The organism is Halomonas saccharevitans, from assembly GCF_032333995.1.
Lineage (GTDB): Bacteria > Pseudomonadota > Gammaproteobacteria > Pseudomonadales > Halomonadaceae > Halomonas > Halomonas saccharevitans.
The window spans coordinates 43,338-60,273 of the sequence record NZ_JAVXUR010000005.1; the positions used below are offsets into that span (position 1 = coordinate 43,338).

Genomic DNA, 16,936 nt, shown 5'->3' on the forward strand with positions numbered 1-16,936 from the left:
GGTCAGTCGCCTCAGGCCAGCAGAACGCCCAGCGCCAGGCCCCGATCAGCGCGTAGGCGAAGTGAGTCAAGGCGTGCTGCATCGGTTGTCAGCCGCTGCCCTGGGAGGAGAGCACCGAGGAGTCCGAGCAGAAGCAGGCGCTGATGTCGTTATTCAGACCTGGCGCAGGTACCAGTCGTACTCCAGCTTGCTCACCGCCTGCATGGCCTGGTCGCGCTCGGCGCGGCGATTGGCCAGGAAAACGTGGAGGAAGTCGCGTCCGAGGGCCTCGGCGAGCACCTCGCTGTCCTCTAGCAGGGCCAGCGCCTGGCACCAGCTATTGGTCAGGCTGGGCGCTACCTGGTCGTAGGCGTTGCCGGTGATCGCCGGGGGCGGCGCGGCGCGATGCTGCAGGCCATGGTCGATGGCGGCCAGCAGCGTCGCCATCAGCAGGTAGGGATTGACGTCGGCGCCGGCCACCCGGTGCTCGATGCGCCGCGCCTCGTTGGGCCCCGAGGGGATGCGCACCGCTACCGAGCGGTTGTCGTAGCCCCAGGTCGGGGCCATGGGCACGTAGAGGCCCGGCTGGAAGCGGCGGAAGGAGTTGAGATTGGGGGCGAACAGCGCCATGGAGGCCGGCATCAGCGCCAGTAACCCGGCCACGGCCTGCTTGAGCCGAGGCGTGCCCAGCGGGTCCTGATCTTCGGCCGCGAAGACGTTGCGTCCCGCCTCGTCGAGCAGGCTGATGTGGACATGGGTGCCGCTGCCGGCCTCCTCGCCATAGGGCTTGGCCATGAAGGTGGCCTCGAAGCCATGCCTCAGTGCCACGCCCTTGATCAGTCGCCTGAGCAGCACGGCGCTGTCGCAGGCCGTCAGGGCATCGTCGCAATGGATCAGGTTGATCTCGAACTGGCCCGGGGCGCACTCCTTGAGGGCGGTATCCAGCGGCAGGCCCTGGGTGCGAGCCGCCGAGTGGATCTCCTCGAGGAAGTCGGCGTACTCGTCGAGTTCGCTGATCGAGTAGAGTTGGCTGTGGGTGGCTCGCTCGCCGCTCGCCGGCGAGCAGGGCGGTTGGGTCATGCCCAGGCCGTCGCGCTGACGGTCGACCAGGTAGAACTCCATCTCCACGGCGACCACCGGCCTAAGGCCCGCCCCGCGGAAGCGCTCGAGCACGCGGAATAGCACCTGGCGAGGATCGGCGAAGAAGGGGGCGTCGTCGACCTCGATCATGGTCATCAGCAGCTGGGCCTGGCGGCCATTGCGCAGCCAGGGGCTCGGCATCAGCGTGCCAGGAATGGGGCGGCAGATCCGATCGCCGTCGCCGCTAGAGAGCCCCAGCCCGGTCTCCTCGATGGTGTTGCCGAGGATGTCCAGGGCGAACACCGAGGCGGGCAGGTTAACCCCGTCTCGATAGGCCTTCTCCAGGTTCTCGCGCGGGATGCGCTTGCCGCGCGGTACGCCGTTGAGGTCGCTGATCAGCAGGTCGATGCTGGCAATGTCGGGGTGGCGTTCCAGGAAGTCACGGGCTTCGTCGACGGGAAGGGGCGGCATGATGACACCTGTTTTCTTGGGGTGGTGGCGTTGTGGTCATCTTTGAGTGAAGCGCATATGTTGTCAAATAATTTACGCCTGTTTCGGCGTTTCCTGTCTATACTCTTATACTAATATAGTAAGCAATTGAAAGTAATCAGTTTATTTTTGTCATGTCCGAGGTTGGCGCTGCATAGGTTGGCAAGATTAATCAACCGCGTTATGTTGAGAAAAGCCTAACAACCCCGACGCTGAACCTTTCAAGGAGGCTGCCATGCAGACTCGACCCCTGGTGGGGGTGATCGCCTGTCGCCGCGAGGTGGAGGGCCACCCCGCGCACATGGTGACCGACAAGTATCTCACCGCCCTGCGGCAGTATGGCCTCGAACCGGTGGTGCTGCCGGTCTGGGAGACCGTCGAGGGGGGCGACATCAAGCCCCTGCTGACCCGGTTGGATGGTCTGGTATTGACCGGCAGCTACACCAATGTGGTGCCGCAGCGTTACGGGGCCGAGCGCGAGCCGCAGAGCACCCGGGACGATCCGAGCCGCGATGCCGCAGCCATGGCCTGGTTGCCGGTGGCCCTGGACCTTGGTGTGCCGCTGCTGGGCATCTGCCGAGGCTTCCAGGAGCTCAACGTGGCCTTCGGCGGCAGCCTCCACCAGGCGGTGCAGAATGTCCCAGGCAGGTTCGATCACCGGGAACCGGCCGGCGATCGCGAGACCCAGTATGCCCCCAGCCACGACCTGGAGATCCTTCCGGGCGGTCGGCTGGCGGCCCTCTACCCAGAGCGGCAGGCCAGGGTGAACTCCCTGCACCAGCAGGGCGTCGAGCGACTCGGCGAAGGCCTCACCGTCGAGGCCATGGCGCCGGACGGCCTGATCGAGGCGATCTCGGTCACCGACGCGCCGGCCTTCACCCTGGCGGTGCAGTGGCATCCCGAGTGGCGTCCCCGTGAGCACCCGCTCTACGACGCCCTGTTCACCGCCTTCGCCCAGGCCTGCATGCAGCGCCAGGCGCGCATCGAGCCCCTGCCGGCCTGAGGGCCCGCGACAACGGAGACGCACCATGCAGACTCAAGCCTGTCAGGACCTGGATCGGGCCCACCACCTGCACCCCTTCACCGACTTCAAGGCACTGGGCGAGCAGGGCAGTCGCGTCATCACCCATGCCCAGGGCGTCTACGTCCACGACAGCGAGGGCCATCGCATCCTCGATGGCATGGCCGGCCTGTGGTGCGTGAACCTCGGCTACGGCCGCCGCGAGCTGGTCGAGGCGGCCGCGGTGCAGATGACCGAGCTGCCCTACTACAACACCTTCTTCAATACGACCCACCCGCCCGTCGCGCGCCTCGCCGAGAAACTCTGTGCGCTGGCGCCGCCCCACATCAACCACGTCTTCTTCACCGGCTCCGGGTCCGAGGCCAATGACACCGTGCTGCGCATGGTGCGTCGCTACTGGGCGCTTAAGGGCAAGCCCGAGAAGCAGTGGATCATCGGTCGCGAGAATGGCTATCACGGCTCCACCGTGGCGGGCATGAGCCTGGGGGGCATGGCGCCGATGCACGATCAGGGCGGTCCCTGCGTGCCCGGCATCACCCACGTGCGCCAGCCCTACTGGTTCGGTGAAGGACAGGATCAGTCGCCGGAGGCCTTCGGGCGCGCCTGCGCCGCGGCATTGGAAGAGAAGATCCTCGAGCTCGGCGAGGATAAGGTCGCGGCCTTCATCGCCGAGCCGGTGCAGGGGGCCGGCGGCGCCATCATGCCGCCGGCGAGCTACTGGCCGGCGGTCAAGGCAGTGCTCGCCAAGTACGACATCCTGCTGATCGCCGACGAGGTGATCTGCGGCTTCGGGCGCCTCGGCGCCTGGTTCGGCAGCCAGCACTTCGGCCTTGCGCCTGACCTGATGCCGATCGCCAAGGGGCTCTCCTCGGGCTACCTGCCGATCGGTGGCGTGCTGGTGGGCGACCGCGTGGCGGACACCCTGATCGAGGAGGGCGGCGAGTTCTGTCACGGCTTCACCTACTCGGGGCACCCGACCTGCGCCGCCGTGGCGCTCAAGAACCTGGAGTTGCTGGAGGCCGAGGGGATCGTCGAGCGGGTCCGCGACGACCTGGGCCCCTATCTGGCCGAGCGCTGGGCCGAGCTTGGCGACCACCCCCTGGTCGGCGAGGCGCGCTCGCTGGGCCTGATGGGCGCGCTGGAGCTGATCGACCCGGCCACGGAAGAGCGCTTCGACAAGGCCTTGTCTGCCGGTAATCTGTGCCGGGACATCTGTTTCGCCACCGGACTGGTGATGCGCTCGGTGGGCGATACCATGATCATCGCCCCGCCGCTGGTGATCACCCGCGACGAGATCGACGAACTGGTGTGCCTGGCGCGCCAGGCCCTGAACGAGACCGCCCGCCGCCTGGCCGACCAGCGCGTCGCGGCGCCGACCGATGCCCTTCACTCAGAGGAGACTCGCGCATGAGCCTCGCATCGCACCCGACTACCCACGCCGCCTGGCAGGCGCTGGCCGCCGAGCTGACCGTCGAGAAGGGTCTCGAGACCCGCGCCTTTATCGACGACGCCTTCGTCGATGCCGCCGACGGCGCGACCCTGACCACCGTGAACCCGGCCACCGGCGCGGCGCTCGCCGAGGTGGCGAGCTGCGACGCCGCCGATGCCGAGGTCGCCGTGGCGGCCGCCCGGGCCGCCGTCGACGGCGGCGCCTGGTCGCGCCTCGCCCCGGGCAGGCGCAAGGCCGTGCTGCTCAAGCTGGCCGACCTGATGGCGGCGCACAGGCACGAGCTGGCGCTGCTCGACACCCTGGACATGGGCAAGCCGGTCTCGAGCGCGCTGGGCGACCTGGCCGGCGCCATCGGCTGCCTGCGCTACCAGGCCGAGTGCATCGACAAGCTCTACGGCGAGGTCGCGCCCACCGGCGACAACGCCCTGGGGCTGGTGCTGCGCGAGCCGCTGGGCGTGGTGGCCTGTATCGTGCCCTGGAACTTCCCGCTGATGATGACCGCCTGGAAGATCGCCCCGGCGCTGGCCGCCGGCAACAGCGTCATCCTCAAACCCTCGGAGAAGTCGCCGCTCTCGGCGTTGCGCCTGGCGAGCCTGGCCCAGGAGGCCGGGTTGCCGCGGGGCGTCTTCCAGGTGCTGCCGGGCTTCGGCCACACCGTGGGCCGCGCGCTGGCGCTCTCCATGGAGGTCGACTGCCTGGCCTTCACCGGCTCCACCGGGGTCGGCAAGCAGCTGATGCAGTACGCCGGTCAGTCGAACCTCAAGAAGGTGTTCCTGGAGTGCGGCGGCAAGAGCCCGAACCTGGTCTTCGCCGACTGCAAGGACCTGGATCGGGTGGCCAAGCACGCCGCCGCGGCGATCTTCCACAACCAGGGCGAGGTGTGCATCGCCGGCTCTCGGCTGCTGGTCGAGAATTCGATCCGCGAGGCCTTCGTCGACAAGGTGCTGGCCGCCGCCGAGGCCATGCAGCCCGGCGACCCGCTGGATCCGGCAAGCTTCATGGGCGCCATGGTCGATCGCGCCCAGCACGAGCGGGTGCTCGACTACATCCGTCGCGGCGTGGAGGAGGGCGCGACCCTGCGCACCGGTGGTGAAGCGACCGAGGTCGACGGCAAGGGGCTCTTTATTCCGCCGACGGTGTTCGACGGCGTCACCGAGACCATGGCCATCGGCCGCGAGGAGATCTTCGGCCCGGTGCTCGCGGTGTTCGGCTTCGATAGTGAGGAGGAGGCGGTGCGGCTCGCCAACGACAGCGACTATGGCCTCGCGGCCGGGCTGTGGAGCCAGGACATCGATCGCATCATGCGCATCACCCGGAGGCTGCGCTCGGGCCAGGTGTTCGTCAATAACTGGGCGGACATGGACCAGACGGTGCCCTTCGGCGGGGTCAAGCAGTCGGGCAACGGCCGCGACAAGTCCCACCACTCGCTGGAGGAGTACTCCGACCTGAAGAGCGTATGGATGACGCTCGCGACCTGAACGCGGCGGACCGGGCCGTCGGCATGGCCTGAGCCCGACACAGCCCATGACGACGGTGCCCGCCTGTTCAGGCGGGCACCGTTCGTCGTTGGCCCTCGCATTAGGTCTTCGCACTAGGCCTTCACGTTAGGCCTTCACGAGAGGGCGGTCAGAAGTCGGCCCAGTCAGGTTCGCGCCGGGGTGACGTTGCGGGGTGGGAGGCGTCGCGTGATGTAGTCTGCGCGCTGCCCGCCCGGGGCGCGTCGTCTCGAGCGTCCGCCGGTGGCTGCCCGGGCAGGCGGAAGGCCGACATGGCGGTCATCAGCTGTCGAGCGTGCTGGCTGAGGTTGTCGGCCGAGGAAGCGCTCTCCTGCACCAGGGCGGCGTTCTGCTGCGTGACGCGGTCCATCTGAGTCACGGCGGTTCCGGTTTCCTGCACACCGGCGCGCTGTTCGGCGCTCGCCTCGCTGATCTCCTGCATGATCCTGCTGACTCGCTCGATGGTAGCGACGATCTCCTCGGTGGCCTGGCTGGCCTCGGCGGCGCGGGCGTTGCCGTGCTTGACGCGCTCGCCGTTGCGAGCAATGCGATCGCTGATCTCCTGGGCTGCGGTGGCGCTCTTCTGGGCGAGGTTGCGTACCTCGGACGCTACCACGGCGAAGCCACGTCCGTGCTCGCCGGCGCGCGCCGCCTCCACCGAGGCGTTCAGTGCCAGGATATTGGTCTGGAAGGCGATCTCGTCGATGGTGGAGGTGATGCTGGCGATCTCGCCGGCGCTTTCGTCAAGCTTCGCCATGGTCTCGGTCACCTGCTGGACGGCCTGGCCGCCTCGGGTGGCCAGGCTCGCCGCCTCCTCGCTCTCTCGGCTGGCCTGTTCGGCGTTGCTGGTGTTCTGGCTCACGGTCGCGTTGAGCTCCTCCATCGCCGAGGCGGTCTGGGACAGGGCGCTGGCTTGCTGCTCGGTGCGCGAGGCGAGCTCGCCGTTGCCCGAGGCGATCTGCTCGCTGTTGCTCGCCACCGACTCGGCGGCGGTGCGTACCTGGGCGACGATATCCTGCAGCTGCCGGGCCATGGCGACCTGGGCGGCCATGATGCTGCGGCGGTCACCGTCGCGTAGCTTGCCGTCGACGACCAGCTCCCCGCGGCCGATGGCCTCGGCGAAGGCCTTTACTTCGTGGGGTTCGGCGCCCAGTTCGCGCAGCAGCTGGCGCGACAGCAAGAAGGCGATCAGGGTCCCGATCAGCAAGGCTGCGAGGCACAGGGCCAGCATCAGGAGCTGGAAGCCCGAGGCGGTGTCCCGAGCGCTGGCGGTGTCGCGTGCGGTTTCCGCCTCCTGATAGTTGATGAAGGCGTTGATGTCGTCGAGCCACTGGAAGAACGCCGGACCGGCTTCGTCGAGCAAGATTCGGCGCGCCGCCGCAACGTTGTCGCGGTTGCGCTCGCCGATGATCCTGCCGGCCAGGGCATTGGTCTGGTTCGCCTGGTCGTCGATGATCTCGAGCAGGCGTGCCTCCCTCGCATTGGCACCGTGGTCGCTCACCACCCCGTTCATGCCCTGGCTGGCCTCCTGATAGTCGTCGATCAGTCGCTGGAAGTGAGCCTGGATATCCTGCAGCTCGTCGGGATCGGTCACCAGCGTCATGTCGCGCAGCAGGATGGCGCGGTCATGGACGCTGCCGCGCCAATCGATGGCGTGACGCATCTTGACGCCGTTGATGTCGTTGATGGTGGTCAGGTTGCGGTCGATGCGCTTGACCTGATCGATGCCGATGGCAGTGAGCAGGACGATCAGGGTAAGGACGGCGGCGAAGCCGCCAGCGAGGCGGGCGCGAATGCCGAGGCGGGCGGTTCCGCCTTTCGAGAGTGGCATGAGTGGAGGGTTCCTTGTGGGAGGGCGTCGGGAGCGGGCTCGGCGGGGATGCGGCCTTAACGTCACTGTAGGGTAATTCTTATATGATTCTTGTACAAATAATTTCTAATGAGATGGTGGCCTTGGAGTGATGTGTCGTTATTTCGCCAGGAGGCGCTGCATCAGAGTCGAAGAAAGGGCGGCGAAGACGGAGGGGGCAAAAGGAGAGGAGGGCTGGCGTCGGCGGGCGGCTGGGGACGCTCCTTGTAAGGGCTCGCCACTGCTGGCGTGAGGAGAAAAGCCGGGTGCGGTGGGGCGGGGAAAGGGGAGAGTGGCGAGGCCCCGGCTCAAGGTGACCGGGGCGGCGGTGCGTTTACGATTGGGCCTGGCGACGGCGCTTGACAGATTCGCCGGCGACGCCGAAGTCCTGGGTGGCAACGTCGGAGAGCAGGATGCGCACGCTCTCCGGGGTGCAGTCGATGGCGTCGACACAGGCGGCGGTGACCTTCTCGATCAGGGCTTCCTTCTGTTCTGCGCTGCGCCCTTCGATGAGCTGGACGTTGATGATTGGCATGCGGCCTCCGTTTTGGTGGAAATATTTTTCAAAATCATTCTTTCCGAGCACGCAGCGCTTGTCAAAACGACGCGACGGGCGCGCATGGAGTTTTTCTTGTACAATGTTTGTCCGAGTGTTGTGCAGGCAACGATGATCCGTGGAGGAATTTGCATGTTGAACTGGCTCAAGAAGGATCCGGTAAAGAAACTCCAGAAACAGTATGAGCAGAAACTCGAACAGGCGATGCTGGCCGCCCGCAATGGCGACATGCGCGCAAACGCCTCGCTGACCGAGGAGGCGGAGGCGCTGCGCGACAAGATCGAGAAGTTGAAGAATGCCTGAGCCGGGGGCTCAGAAGGTCCGCGCCGGGGTGGCGCAGCTGACCAGGCGGCAGGGTGCATCACCCGGGTTGCGGAAGCGATGGGGCACGTTGGTGTCGAAGTAGTAGGCTTCGCCGACCGAGAGTAGTCGTGTCTCAGCGCCGATGGTGATCTCGATCTGCCCCTCCAGCACCACGCCGGCCTCTTCGCCCTGGTGGGCGATCATCTCGCGGCCAGTGTCGGCGTCGGGGGGGTAGGTCTCTATCATGAAGGCCAGCGCGCGGCTGGCGCGGTTGGCGCCCACCAGCTTGTAAATGACGTCTCCGGTGCCCACGTCGGCCAGCTCGTCGGCCGAATAGAACACCTGGTTGCGGCTCTCCAGATCCATGGTGAAGAAGTCACCGACGCTCATGGGAATGGCGTCGAGGATCTTCTTCAGTGAGCTTACCGAGGGCGAGACCTTGCCCTGCTCGATCAGCGACAGGCTGGAGTGGGTGACGCCGCAGCGCTTGGCTAGCTCGCGTTGGGAGACCCCTCTCAGGGTGCGCAAGGCACGTAGGCGCGCGCCGACATCGTCTGCCATGGGGAGTTGTCCTTTGACATTGAAGGGGCGGGCGTTGAGGGCGCCCGCCCCGGCGCTCAGCACAGGGCGTCGAGCCTTTCCTTGAGCAGGCCGTTGACCTGCTGGGGGTTCGCGGTGCCCCGCGAGGCCTTCATCACCTGGCCGACGAAATAGCCGATCATCTTGCCGCGCTTGTCGGGCTCTGCGTCACGGTACTGGGCCACCTGGGCCGGGCTGTCCGCGATCACCTGGTCGATCATCGCCTCGATGGCGCCGGTGTCGGTGACCTGCTTGAGGCCCTTGGCTTCGATCACCGCGTCGGCGCTGTCGCTTTCGCCGTTCCACAGCGCCTGGAAGACCTGCTTGGCGGCCTTGCCGTTGATGGTGTCATCGATGATCCGAGCGACCAGTTCGCCGAGTTGACGCGCCGAGACCGGGCTACTCTGGATCGGCAGGCCCTCGCGGTTCAGCGCGCCGGAAAGCTCGCCCTGCACCCAGTTGGCGGCCTGCTTGGCATCGCCGCAGACATCATTGACCTGCTCGAAGAACTCGGCCATCTCGCGGCTCGCCGAGAGCACGCCGGCGTCATAGGCCGAGAGGCCCATCTCTTCCTGGAAGCGGGCGCGCTTGTCGGCGGGCAGCTCCGGAAGGTTGTCGCGCAGATGGTCGACGTAGGCCTGGTCGAGCACCACCGGCAGCAGGTCGGGGCAGGGGAAGTAGCGGTAGTCGTTGGCCTGCTCCTTGGTGCGCATGCTGCGGGTCTCGTCGCGCTCGGGATCATAGAGGCGCGTCTCCTGGACCACTTCGCCGCCGTCCTCGAGCAGCTCGATCTGGCGCTCCACCTCGAAGGCGATGGCGCGCTCGACGAAGCGGAAGGAGTTGACGTTCTTGATCTCGGCGCGGGTGCCGAAGGCCGCCTGGTCCTTGGGACGCACCGAGACGTTGACGTCGCAGCGCATCGAACCCTCGGCCATGTTGCCGTCGCTGATCCCCAGGTAGGTGACGATGGAGTGGATCGCCTTGAGGTAGGCCGCGGCCTCCTTGGCCGAACGCATGTCCGGCTCGGAGACGATCTCCAGCAGCGGCGTGCCGGCACGATTCAGATCGATGCCGGTCATGGCCTGGCCCATGCCGTCGGAGAAGGTCTCGTGGAGCGACTTGCCGGCATCCTCCTCGAGGTGGGCGTGATGCACCCGAATGGCCTTGGTGCTGCCGTCGTCCAGGGTGATCTCCACCTCGCCGGGCCCGACGATGGGGTGATACATCTGGCTGGTCTGGTAGCCCTTGGGCAGGTCCGGATAGAAGTAATTCTTGCGGTCAAACACCGAGACCTCGGGGATCTCGGCGTGGATGCCCAGGCCGAACTGCACGGCCATGGCCACGGCGGCCTCGTTGAGCACCGGCAGCACGCCGGGCATGCCCAGATCGACGGCACAGGCCTGGCTGTTGGGCTCGGCACCGAAGGCGGTCGAGGCGCCGGAGAAGATCTTGGAACGGGTGGCGAGCTGGACGTGGACCTCCAGCCCGATCACGGTTTCCCATTGCATCAGGCGGTCTCCTCAATGATCCCGGGACGACGCAGGTGCCAGTCGGTGGCCTGCTGGAACTGGTGGGCGACGTTGAGCAGCCGCGCCTCGGCGAAGTGGGTGCCGAGGATTTGAAGACCCACGGGGCGGCCGCCGGCGAAGCCGGCCGGCACGCTGATGCCGGGGATGCCCGCCAGGTTGATGGCGATGGTGTAGATGTCTTGCAGGTACATCGAGACCGGATCCTTCTTCGCCCCCAGGTCGAAGGCCGGGGTCGGCGAGGCCGGGCCCATCAGCACGTCGACCTCGTCGAAGGCGTCGAGGAAGTCCTGGCGGATCAGCCGGCGGACCTGCTGGGCCTTCTTGTAGTAGGCGTCGAAGAAGCCCTCGGAGAGGGTGTGGGTGCCCATCAGGATGCGCCGCTGGACCTCCTCGCCGAAGCCCTCGGCGCGGCTGCGCAGGTAGAGGTCGGTGAGGTCGGTGGGGGCCTCGCAGCGGTGGCCGAAGCGCACGCCGTCGTAGCGCGCCAGGTTGGAGGAGGCCTCCGCGGGGGCGATGACGTAGTAGGCCGGGATGGCGTAGTGGGTGTGCGGCAGGCTTACCTCGCGCACGGTGGCGCCCAGCGACTCGTACACGCGGATCGCCTCGCGCACGGCGCTCTCGACCTCGGGGTCGAGGCCGTCGCCAAAGTACTCGGTCGGCAGGCCGATCTTGAGGCCGGCGAGCGGCGCGTCGAGCTCGGCGGTGTAGTCCGGCACGCCGCGCGCCACGCTGGTGGAGTCACGCAGGTCGTGGCCGGCGATGGCGCCGAGCAGGTGGGCGCAGTCGGCGGCGGTGCGCGCCATGGGGCCGGCCTGGTCGAGGCTCGAGGCGTAGGCGATGATGCCGTAGCGCGAGACGCGCCCGTAGGTGGGCTTGAGGCCGGTGATGCCGCAGAAGGCGGCCGGCTGGCGGATCGAGCCGCCGGTGTCGGTGCCCATGGCGGCGGGCACCAGGCCCGCGGCCACGGCGGCGGCGCTGCCGCCGGAGGAGCCGCCCGGAACCGCGGCGCCGTCCCAGGGGTTCTTCACCGCGCCATAGAAGCTGTTCTCGTTGGACGAGCCCATGGCGAACTCGTCCATGTTGGTCTTGCCCAGGCTCACGGTGCCCGCAGCCTTGAGCTTCTCGACCACGGTGGCGTCATAGGGCGCCACGAAGTTGTCGAGCATCTTCGAACCGGCGCTGGTCTTGACGCCGGTGGTGCAGAAGATGTCCTTGAGCGCCAGCGGGACGCCGGTGAGCGGGCCGGCCTCGCCTCGGGCTCGGGCGGCATCGGCGGCGTCGGCGGCGGCCAGCGCCTGTTCCGGCGTCACGGTGATGAAGCTGTTGAGGTCGCCATCGAGGCGGTCGATGCGCGCGAGCAGGTTCGCGGTGAGCTCGCGGCTGGAGAACTCGCCGGCCGCGAGGCCGGCGGCGAGCTCCGTCAGAGTCTTGTCATGCATGGGCCCTGGGCTCCGTGATGGCTTGCCGGTAACGGATGGGATTGACGCGGATCATTCGACGACCCGGGGAACCAGGTAGAGCCCCTGATCCACGGCGGGAGCGCAGCTCTGGAAGGCCTCGCGCTGGTCGGCTTCGGTGACCTCGTCGGCGCGCAGCCGCTGGGTGGTTTCCAGGGGGTGCGCCAGGGGGGCAACGCCCTCGGTGTCCAGGGTCTGAAGCTGGTCGACCATCGCCAGGATGCGGCCCAGGTCGTCAAGGTAATGGGCGGCCTCGTCATCGTTCAGGCCGAGCCGTGCCAGATGGGCGGCCTTGAGAACGTCTGCGTGTTCAAGCGCCATGATCGGATGTCCTCGAGAGGGGGTGGGTCATGGAAATGACCGCAGAAGGTACCACATCCGCCGCCCGGCTGGCAGGTCCAACAAAGCCCGGTAATGGGGGTGTTCTGCTTGCTGCTGGGGGGGCTCGGTGATACCGTTTGCGTCCGCACAGGGTTCCCGGACTGCACTAGGTAACGACTCCATGTTCAAACGCTTGAGGGGGCTGTTTTCCAGCGATCTATCGATCGATCTGGGGACGGCCAATACGCTGATTTACGTCCGCGGCCGCGGCATCGTGCTCGATGAACCGTCGGTCGTGGCGATTCGCCAGTCCGGCAACATGCGCAGCGTGGCAGCGGTGGGTGCCGATGCCAAGCGTATGCTCGGTCGGACCCCCGGCAACATTACCGCCATTCGCCCGATGAAGGACGGCGTCATCGCCGACTTCACCGTCACCGAACAGATGCTCCAGTACTTCATCCGCAAGGTGCACCAGAGCACCTTCCTGACGCCGAGCCCGCGCGTGCTGGTCTGCGTGCCCTGCATGTCGACCCAGGTCGAGCGGCGCGCCATCAAGGAATCTGCCGAGGGCGCCGGGGCCCGCGAGGTGTTCCTGATCGAGGAGCCCATGGCCGCGGCCATCGGCGCCGGCCTGCCGGTGGAGGAAGCCCAGGGCTCCATGGTGGTCGACATCGGCGGCGGCACCAGCGAGATTGCCATCATCTCGCTCAACGGGGTGGTCTACTCCGAATCCATCCGCGTCGGCGGCGACCGCTTCGACGAGGCGATCATCGCCTATGTGCGGCGCCACTACGGCAGCCTGATCGGCGAGGCCACCGCCGAGCGCATCAAGGAAGAGATCGGCTGTGCCTACCCGGGTGGTGAACTGCGCGAGATCGACGTGCGCGGCCGCAACCTGGCCGAGGGCATTCCGCGCAGCTTCACGCTGAACTCCCACGAGATCCTCGACGCCCTCCAGGAAACCCTGGGCTCCATCGTCGCCGCGGTGAAGAGCGCCCTGGAGCAGTCGCCCCCCGAGCTCGCCTCCGACATCGCCGAGCGTGGCCTGGTGCTGACCGGCGGCGGCGCGCTGTTGCGCGATCTCGACAAGCTGATCGCCGAGGAGACCGGCCTGCCGGTGATCGTCGCCGAGGACCCGCTGACCTGCGTCGCCCGGGGCGGCGGCAAGGCACTCGAAATGATCGACCAGCACACCTTCGAGCTGCTCTCCAGCGACTGACGGAGGCGCTGGCCTGATGCAGGGGGTCGCTCATTAAACCGCTGTTCTCGCACGGACCGCTGCCGGGTTATCGCATGCTGCTGTGTGCGATGCTGGCCGCGGCGCTGATGTATGCCGATGCGCGCTTTACTCGCATGGAGCCCGTGCGGGCCCAGCTGTCGACCCTGGTGGCGCCGATTCAGTGGGCGGTCAGCCTGCCCAGCGACGTCCTCAACTGGGGGTCGCTGGCGCTCTCCGAGCAGCGTGCCCTGGTCGACGAGAACCGCCGCCTGCGCGAGCAGATCCTGACGCTCTCGCATCGGGTGCAGCGCATGGCCAGCCTGACGGCCGAGAACGTGCGGCTGCGCGAGTTGCTCGCGGCCACCCGCGAGCGGGACATCCCCTACATCACCGCCGAGCTGCTTTCGCTGGACCCCGACCCCTTCACCCATCAGATGGTGATCGACCGCGGCCGTCGCGACGGCGCCTACGTGGGCCAGCCGGTGCTGGACGCTGCGGGACTCGTGGGTCAGGTCACCGCGACCTCGGCCTACTCCAGTCGGGTGCTGCTGCTGGCCGATGCCAGTCATGCGCTGCCGGTGCAGGTCAACCGCAACGGGCTGCGCTTCGTCGTCCAGGGGATGGGCAGCTACGACGCCCTCAGCGTCAAGCATGCCCCTGACACGGCCGATATCAGCGAGGGTGACCTGCTGACCACCTCGGGGCTGGGCGGGCGCTTTCCGCCGGGCTATCCGGTGGCACGGGTCTCGTCGGTGGTCCATGACCCGGGCGAGCCCTTCGCCCGGGTCACCGCCGAGCCGGTCGCCCAGCTGCAGCGCTCGCGCCACTTCCTGCTGCTCTTTCCCCCCGCGACGCCCCTCGCCCCGCCCGAGGGTGAGCTGGCTGCTCCGGCCCTCGAGGCGGCCCGAGCCGTGAGCGGAGCCCTGGCCAACGAGGAGACGCGCTGATGGCCATGTCCTCGCCCGCCAACCTGCTGTGGGTCTGGTTCACCCTGCTGCTGGCGCTGTGCCTGCAGGTGATGCCGCTGGCCGACGGCTGGCAGGTATGGCGCCCCGACTGGCTCGGCCTGATGCTGATCTACTGGTGCATGCGCGATCCGCTGCGGGTCGGCGTCCTGCATGGCTTCGTGCTGGGCCTGCTGGTGGATCTCATCGAGGGCGCGCCGCTGGGTCAGAATGCGCTGCTGCTGTCGCTGCTGGCCTTCCTCTGCGCGCTGGTCTATGGGCGCTTCCGGGCCTATTCGCTGGTCCAGCAGGCGGTGCTGATCTTCGTGCTGCTGGGCATGATCCAGCTGGCCGAGCAGTGGCTGCGCACCCTGTTCGGGCCCTTCCTGATGCAACTCTCCTTCCTGTTGCCGGCGCTGATCGGGGCGCTGCTGTGGCCCTGGCTCACCACCCTGTTCGAGGCGCTGGGCCGCCGGCACGCCCGCGACTGACCCCTTCGCCATTTTCCCTGGAGCCGCCATGACCCACGATCCCGTGCTGTGCCTGGCCTCGGCCTCTCCGCGCCGTCGCGACCTGCTGTCTTCGATCGGCGTGACGGTGGAGGTGCGTCCGGTGGACATCGACGAGACGCCGCGGCCTTCGGAGTCGGCAGCTGACTACGTGGTGCGCCTGGCGCGCGAGAAGGCCCTGGCCGGAGCCCGTCTCACGCGACTGCCGACCCTGGGATCGGACACCGCCGTGGTGCGCGACGGCGAGATTCTCGGCAAGCCGGCCAGCCGCGATCATGCCGCGAGCATGCTGGGTTCGCTCTCCGGTCGTGGCCACGAGGTGCTCACCGGGGTCGCCGTCAGCGGCCCCGCCGGCGTGTTGACGGCCTGTGTGACGACCCGGGTCTTCATGCGTGAGCTTACAACGGCCGAGCTTGCCGCCTACTGGGTCACCGGCGAACCGGCCGACAAGGCCGGCGGCTACGCCATTCAGGGCCTGGCCGCGGTGTTCGTCGAGCACATCGAGGGCAGCCACTCGGCGGTAGTCGGCCTGCCGCTCTTTGAAACCGCGGATCTGCTGGCACGCCAGGGCGTGCCGCTGTGGCACGAGGCCTAGCCCTGGGGAGGAGAGGGGGCGTTGATCGAGGCACAGGACGGCCCGGCCCCCTATGTCATAATGGCGGCAGATCTTTCTGGACAAGGATATCCGCATGAGCGGTGAAGTACTCATTAACCTGACACCGATGGAAACCCGTGTGGCCGTCGTCGAGAACGGCGTGCTGCAGGAGGCCTTCATCGAGCGTGCCCGGCGACGCGGCATCGTCGGCAATATCTACAAGGGCCGCGTGGTGCGGGTGCTGCCCGGCATGCAGGCGGCCTTCATCGACATCGGCCTCGATCGCGCCGCCTTCATCCACGCCCACGAGGTGATGCCGCCGGGCACGCCGGCCGACGAGCAGGTCTCCATCGCGCAGCTGCTCCACGAGGGCCAGGCGCTGGTGGTTCAGGCCACCAAGGACCCGATCGGCTCCAAGGGGGCACGGCTGACCACCCACCTCTCGGTGCCGTCGCGCTACCTGGTCTACATGCCCGACTCGCCTCACCACGGGGTCTCCCAGCGGATCGAGGACGAGGCCGAGCGTGATCGTCTGCGCGGCCTGGTCGAGGCGGCGGCCGCCGAGCAGCGGCTGGAGGTCGCCGGCGGCTTCATCGTGCGCACCGCTGCGGAAGGGGTCACCCTCGAGGAGCTCTCCGCCGACATGCACTTCCTGCTGCGCCTGTGGCGCCGGGTCGGCGAGCGTAAGGTGACGGCGGCGGCGCCCAGCGTGGTCTACGATGACCTGCCGCTGTTCATGCGCACCCTGCGCGACGTGATGCGCGACGATATCGAGAAGGTGCGCATCGACTCGCGGGAGAACTACGTCAAGCTGATCGAGTTCGCCAAGGAGTTCATGCCGACGGCGGTGGAGCGCATCGAGCACTACGCCGGCGAGCGGCCAATCTTCGACCTGTTCAGCGTCGAGGACGAGATCCAGAAGGCGCTCGGTCGCAAGGTGCAGCTCAAGTCGGGCGGGTATCTGGTCATCGATCCCACCGAGGCGATGACCACCATCGACGTCAACACCGGCGGCTTCGTGGGGCATCGCAATCTCGAGGAGACGATCTTCAAGACCAACCTCGAGGCCGCCACCGCGATCGCTCGCCAGCTCCGGCTCAGGAATCTCGGCGGCATCATCATCATCGACTTCATCGACATGGACGAGCCCGAGCATCAGCGCCAGGTGCTGCGCATGCTCGAGAAGTCGCTGGAGCGCGACCACGCCAAGACCAAGTGCACCGGCGTCACCGAGCTGGGACTGGTGCAGCTGACTCGCAAGCGCACCCGGGAGAGCCTCGAGCAGACGCTCTGCGAGGCCTGTCCGACCTGCGCCGGTCGAGGCACCCTGAAGACGCCGGAATCGGTCTGCTACGAGATCTTTCGCGAGATCCTGCGCGAGGAGCGGGCCTACAACGCCGAGACCTACGCGGTGCTGGCCTCGCAGTCGGTCGTCGATCGGCTGCTCGATGAGGAGTCGTCCGCCGTGGCCGATCTCGAAGAGTTCATCGGCAAGACGATCCGCTTCCAGGTCGAGACTCACTACTCCCAGGAGCAGTACGACATCGTGCTGATGTGAGC

The 16,936-nt window shown here is 67.5% G+C and carries 16 protein-coding genes; 9 read left to right on the forward strand and 7 right to left on the reverse strand.

The genetic code is table 11. The features are described 5' to 3' along the window. Nucleotides 1-153: 153 nt before the first annotated feature. Nucleotides 154-1,530: a glutamine synthetase family protein gene (locus RSO68_RS12770; protein WP_315586844.1), complete on the reverse strand. Its 1,377-nt coding sequence runs from the start codon at nucleotides 1,528-1,530 to the stop codon at nucleotides 154-156. A 253-nt stretch (nucleotides 1,531-1,783) separates the two neighbouring features. Between RSO68_RS12770 and RSO68_RS12775 the strand changes: the two genes are divergently transcribed. Genes RSO68_RS12775 through RSO68_RS12785 form a run of 3 tightly spaced genes read left to right on the forward strand, consistent with a single transcriptional unit; the run spans nucleotide 1,784 to nucleotide 5,497 of the window. Further along, nucleotides 1,784-2,551 carry a gamma-glutamyl-gamma-aminobutyrate hydrolase family protein gene (locus RSO68_RS12775; RefSeq protein WP_315586845.1) on the forward strand — a complete coding sequence of 256 codons (768 nt, stop codon included), beginning with the start codon at nucleotides 1,784-1,786 and terminating at the stop codon, nucleotides 2,549-2,551. A 25-nt stretch (nucleotides 2,552-2,576) separates the two neighbouring features. Beyond that, a complete protein-coding gene (locus RSO68_RS12780; RefSeq protein ID WP_315586846.1) occupies nucleotides 2,577-3,980 on the forward strand; it encodes an aspartate aminotransferase family protein in 1,404 nt (467 codons plus the stop codon). Further along, nucleotides 3,977-5,497: an aldehyde dehydrogenase gene (locus tag RSO68_RS12785; protein ID WP_315586847.1), complete on the forward strand. Its 1,521-nt coding sequence runs from the start codon at nucleotides 3,977-3,979 to the stop codon at nucleotides 5,495-5,497. The genes RSO68_RS12780 and RSO68_RS12785 overlap by 4 nt, the downstream gene beginning before the upstream one ends. Before the next feature lie 148 nt (nucleotides 5,498-5,645). Here the strand turns inward: RSO68_RS12785 and RSO68_RS12790 are convergent, their stop codons facing one another. Further along, nucleotides 5,646-7,346, reverse strand: a complete 1,701-nt coding sequence (locus RSO68_RS12790; protein ID WP_315586848.1) for a methyl-accepting chemotaxis protein — start codon at nucleotides 7,344-7,346, stop codon at nucleotides 5,646-5,648. Nucleotides 7,347-7,698: 352 nt separating this feature from the next. After that, complete coding sequence (locus RSO68_RS12795) at nucleotides 7,699-7,899, reverse strand: tautomerase family protein (protein ID WP_089846013.1); 201 nt, start codon at nucleotides 7,897-7,899, stop codon at nucleotides 7,699-7,701. A gap of 153 nt (nucleotides 7,900-8,052) precedes the next feature. Between RSO68_RS12795 and RSO68_RS12800 the strand changes: the two genes are divergently transcribed. Then, complete coding sequence (locus tag RSO68_RS12800) at nucleotides 8,053-8,223, forward strand: DUF6435 family protein (protein ID WP_139233880.1); 171 nt, start codon at nucleotides 8,053-8,055, stop codon at nucleotides 8,221-8,223. A gap of 9 nt (nucleotides 8,224-8,232) precedes the next feature. Here RSO68_RS12800 and RSO68_RS12805 read toward each other — a convergent pair whose 3' ends face one another. From RSO68_RS12805 to gatC, 4 genes are read right to left on the reverse strand one after another with little or no spacing between them, the layout of a single operon-like run. Beyond that, nucleotides 8,233-8,784, reverse strand: a complete 552-nt coding sequence (locus tag RSO68_RS12805) for a cupin domain-containing protein (RefSeq protein WP_315586849.1) — start codon at nucleotides 8,782-8,784, stop codon at nucleotides 8,233-8,235. Between the two features lie 56 nt (nucleotides 8,785-8,840). Further along, on the reverse strand, nucleotides 8,841-10,310 hold the full coding sequence (gene gatB / locus RSO68_RS12810; RefSeq protein WP_089846017.1) for an Asp-tRNA(Asn)/Glu-tRNA(Gln) amidotransferase subunit GatB: 1,470 nt from the start codon (nucleotides 10,308-10,310) through the stop codon (nucleotides 8,841-8,843). Further along, nucleotides 10,310-11,770 carry an Asp-tRNA(Asn)/Glu-tRNA(Gln) amidotransferase subunit GatA gene (gene gatA, locus RSO68_RS12815; protein ID WP_089846019.1) on the reverse strand — a complete coding sequence of 487 codons (1,461 nt, stop codon included), beginning with the start codon at nucleotides 11,768-11,770 and terminating at the stop codon, nucleotides 10,310-10,312. Before gatA ends, gatB begins: the two co-directional genes overlap by 1 nt. Before the next feature lie 51 nt (nucleotides 11,771-11,821). Beyond that, on the reverse strand, nucleotides 11,822-12,109 hold the full coding sequence (gene gatC, locus RSO68_RS12820; RefSeq protein WP_315586850.1) for an Asp-tRNA(Asn)/Glu-tRNA(Gln) amidotransferase subunit GatC: 288 nt from the start codon (nucleotides 12,107-12,109) through the stop codon (nucleotides 11,822-11,824). Between the two features lie 181 nt (nucleotides 12,110-12,290). On the opposite strand from gatC, the gene RSO68_RS12825 reads away from it, so the two are divergent. From RSO68_RS12825 to rng, 5 genes are all read left to right on the forward strand, one after another. Next, a complete protein-coding gene (locus tag RSO68_RS12825; protein ID WP_089846023.1) occupies nucleotides 12,291-13,328 on the forward strand; it encodes a rod shape-determining protein in 1,038 nt (345 codons plus the stop codon). Nucleotides 13,329-13,402: 74 nt separating this feature from the next. Continuing rightward, the gene (gene mreC, locus RSO68_RS12830) at nucleotides 13,403-14,275 is read left to right on the forward strand and encodes a rod shape-determining protein MreC (RefSeq protein ID WP_089846025.1); all 873 of its coding nucleotides are present in this window, start codon (nucleotides 13,403-13,405) and stop codon (nucleotides 14,273-14,275) included. Then, a complete protein-coding gene (gene mreD, locus RSO68_RS12835) occupies nucleotides 14,275-14,763 on the forward strand; it encodes a rod shape-determining protein MreD (protein WP_315586851.1) in 489 nt (162 codons plus the stop codon). Before mreC ends, mreD begins: the two co-directional genes overlap by 1 nt. A gap of 28 nt (nucleotides 14,764-14,791) precedes the next feature. Further along, nucleotides 14,792-15,376, forward strand: coding sequence for a Maf family protein (locus RSO68_RS12840; RefSeq protein ID WP_315586852.1), 585 nt, complete (start codon nucleotides 14,792-14,794; stop codon nucleotides 15,374-15,376). 94 nt (nucleotides 15,377-15,470) lie between these two features. Further along, complete coding sequence (gene rng / locus RSO68_RS12845) at nucleotides 15,471-16,934, forward strand: ribonuclease G (protein ID WP_315586853.1); 1,464 nt, start codon at nucleotides 15,471-15,473, stop codon at nucleotides 16,932-16,934. The last annotated feature ends 2 nt before the right edge of the window (nucleotides 16,935-16,936 follow it).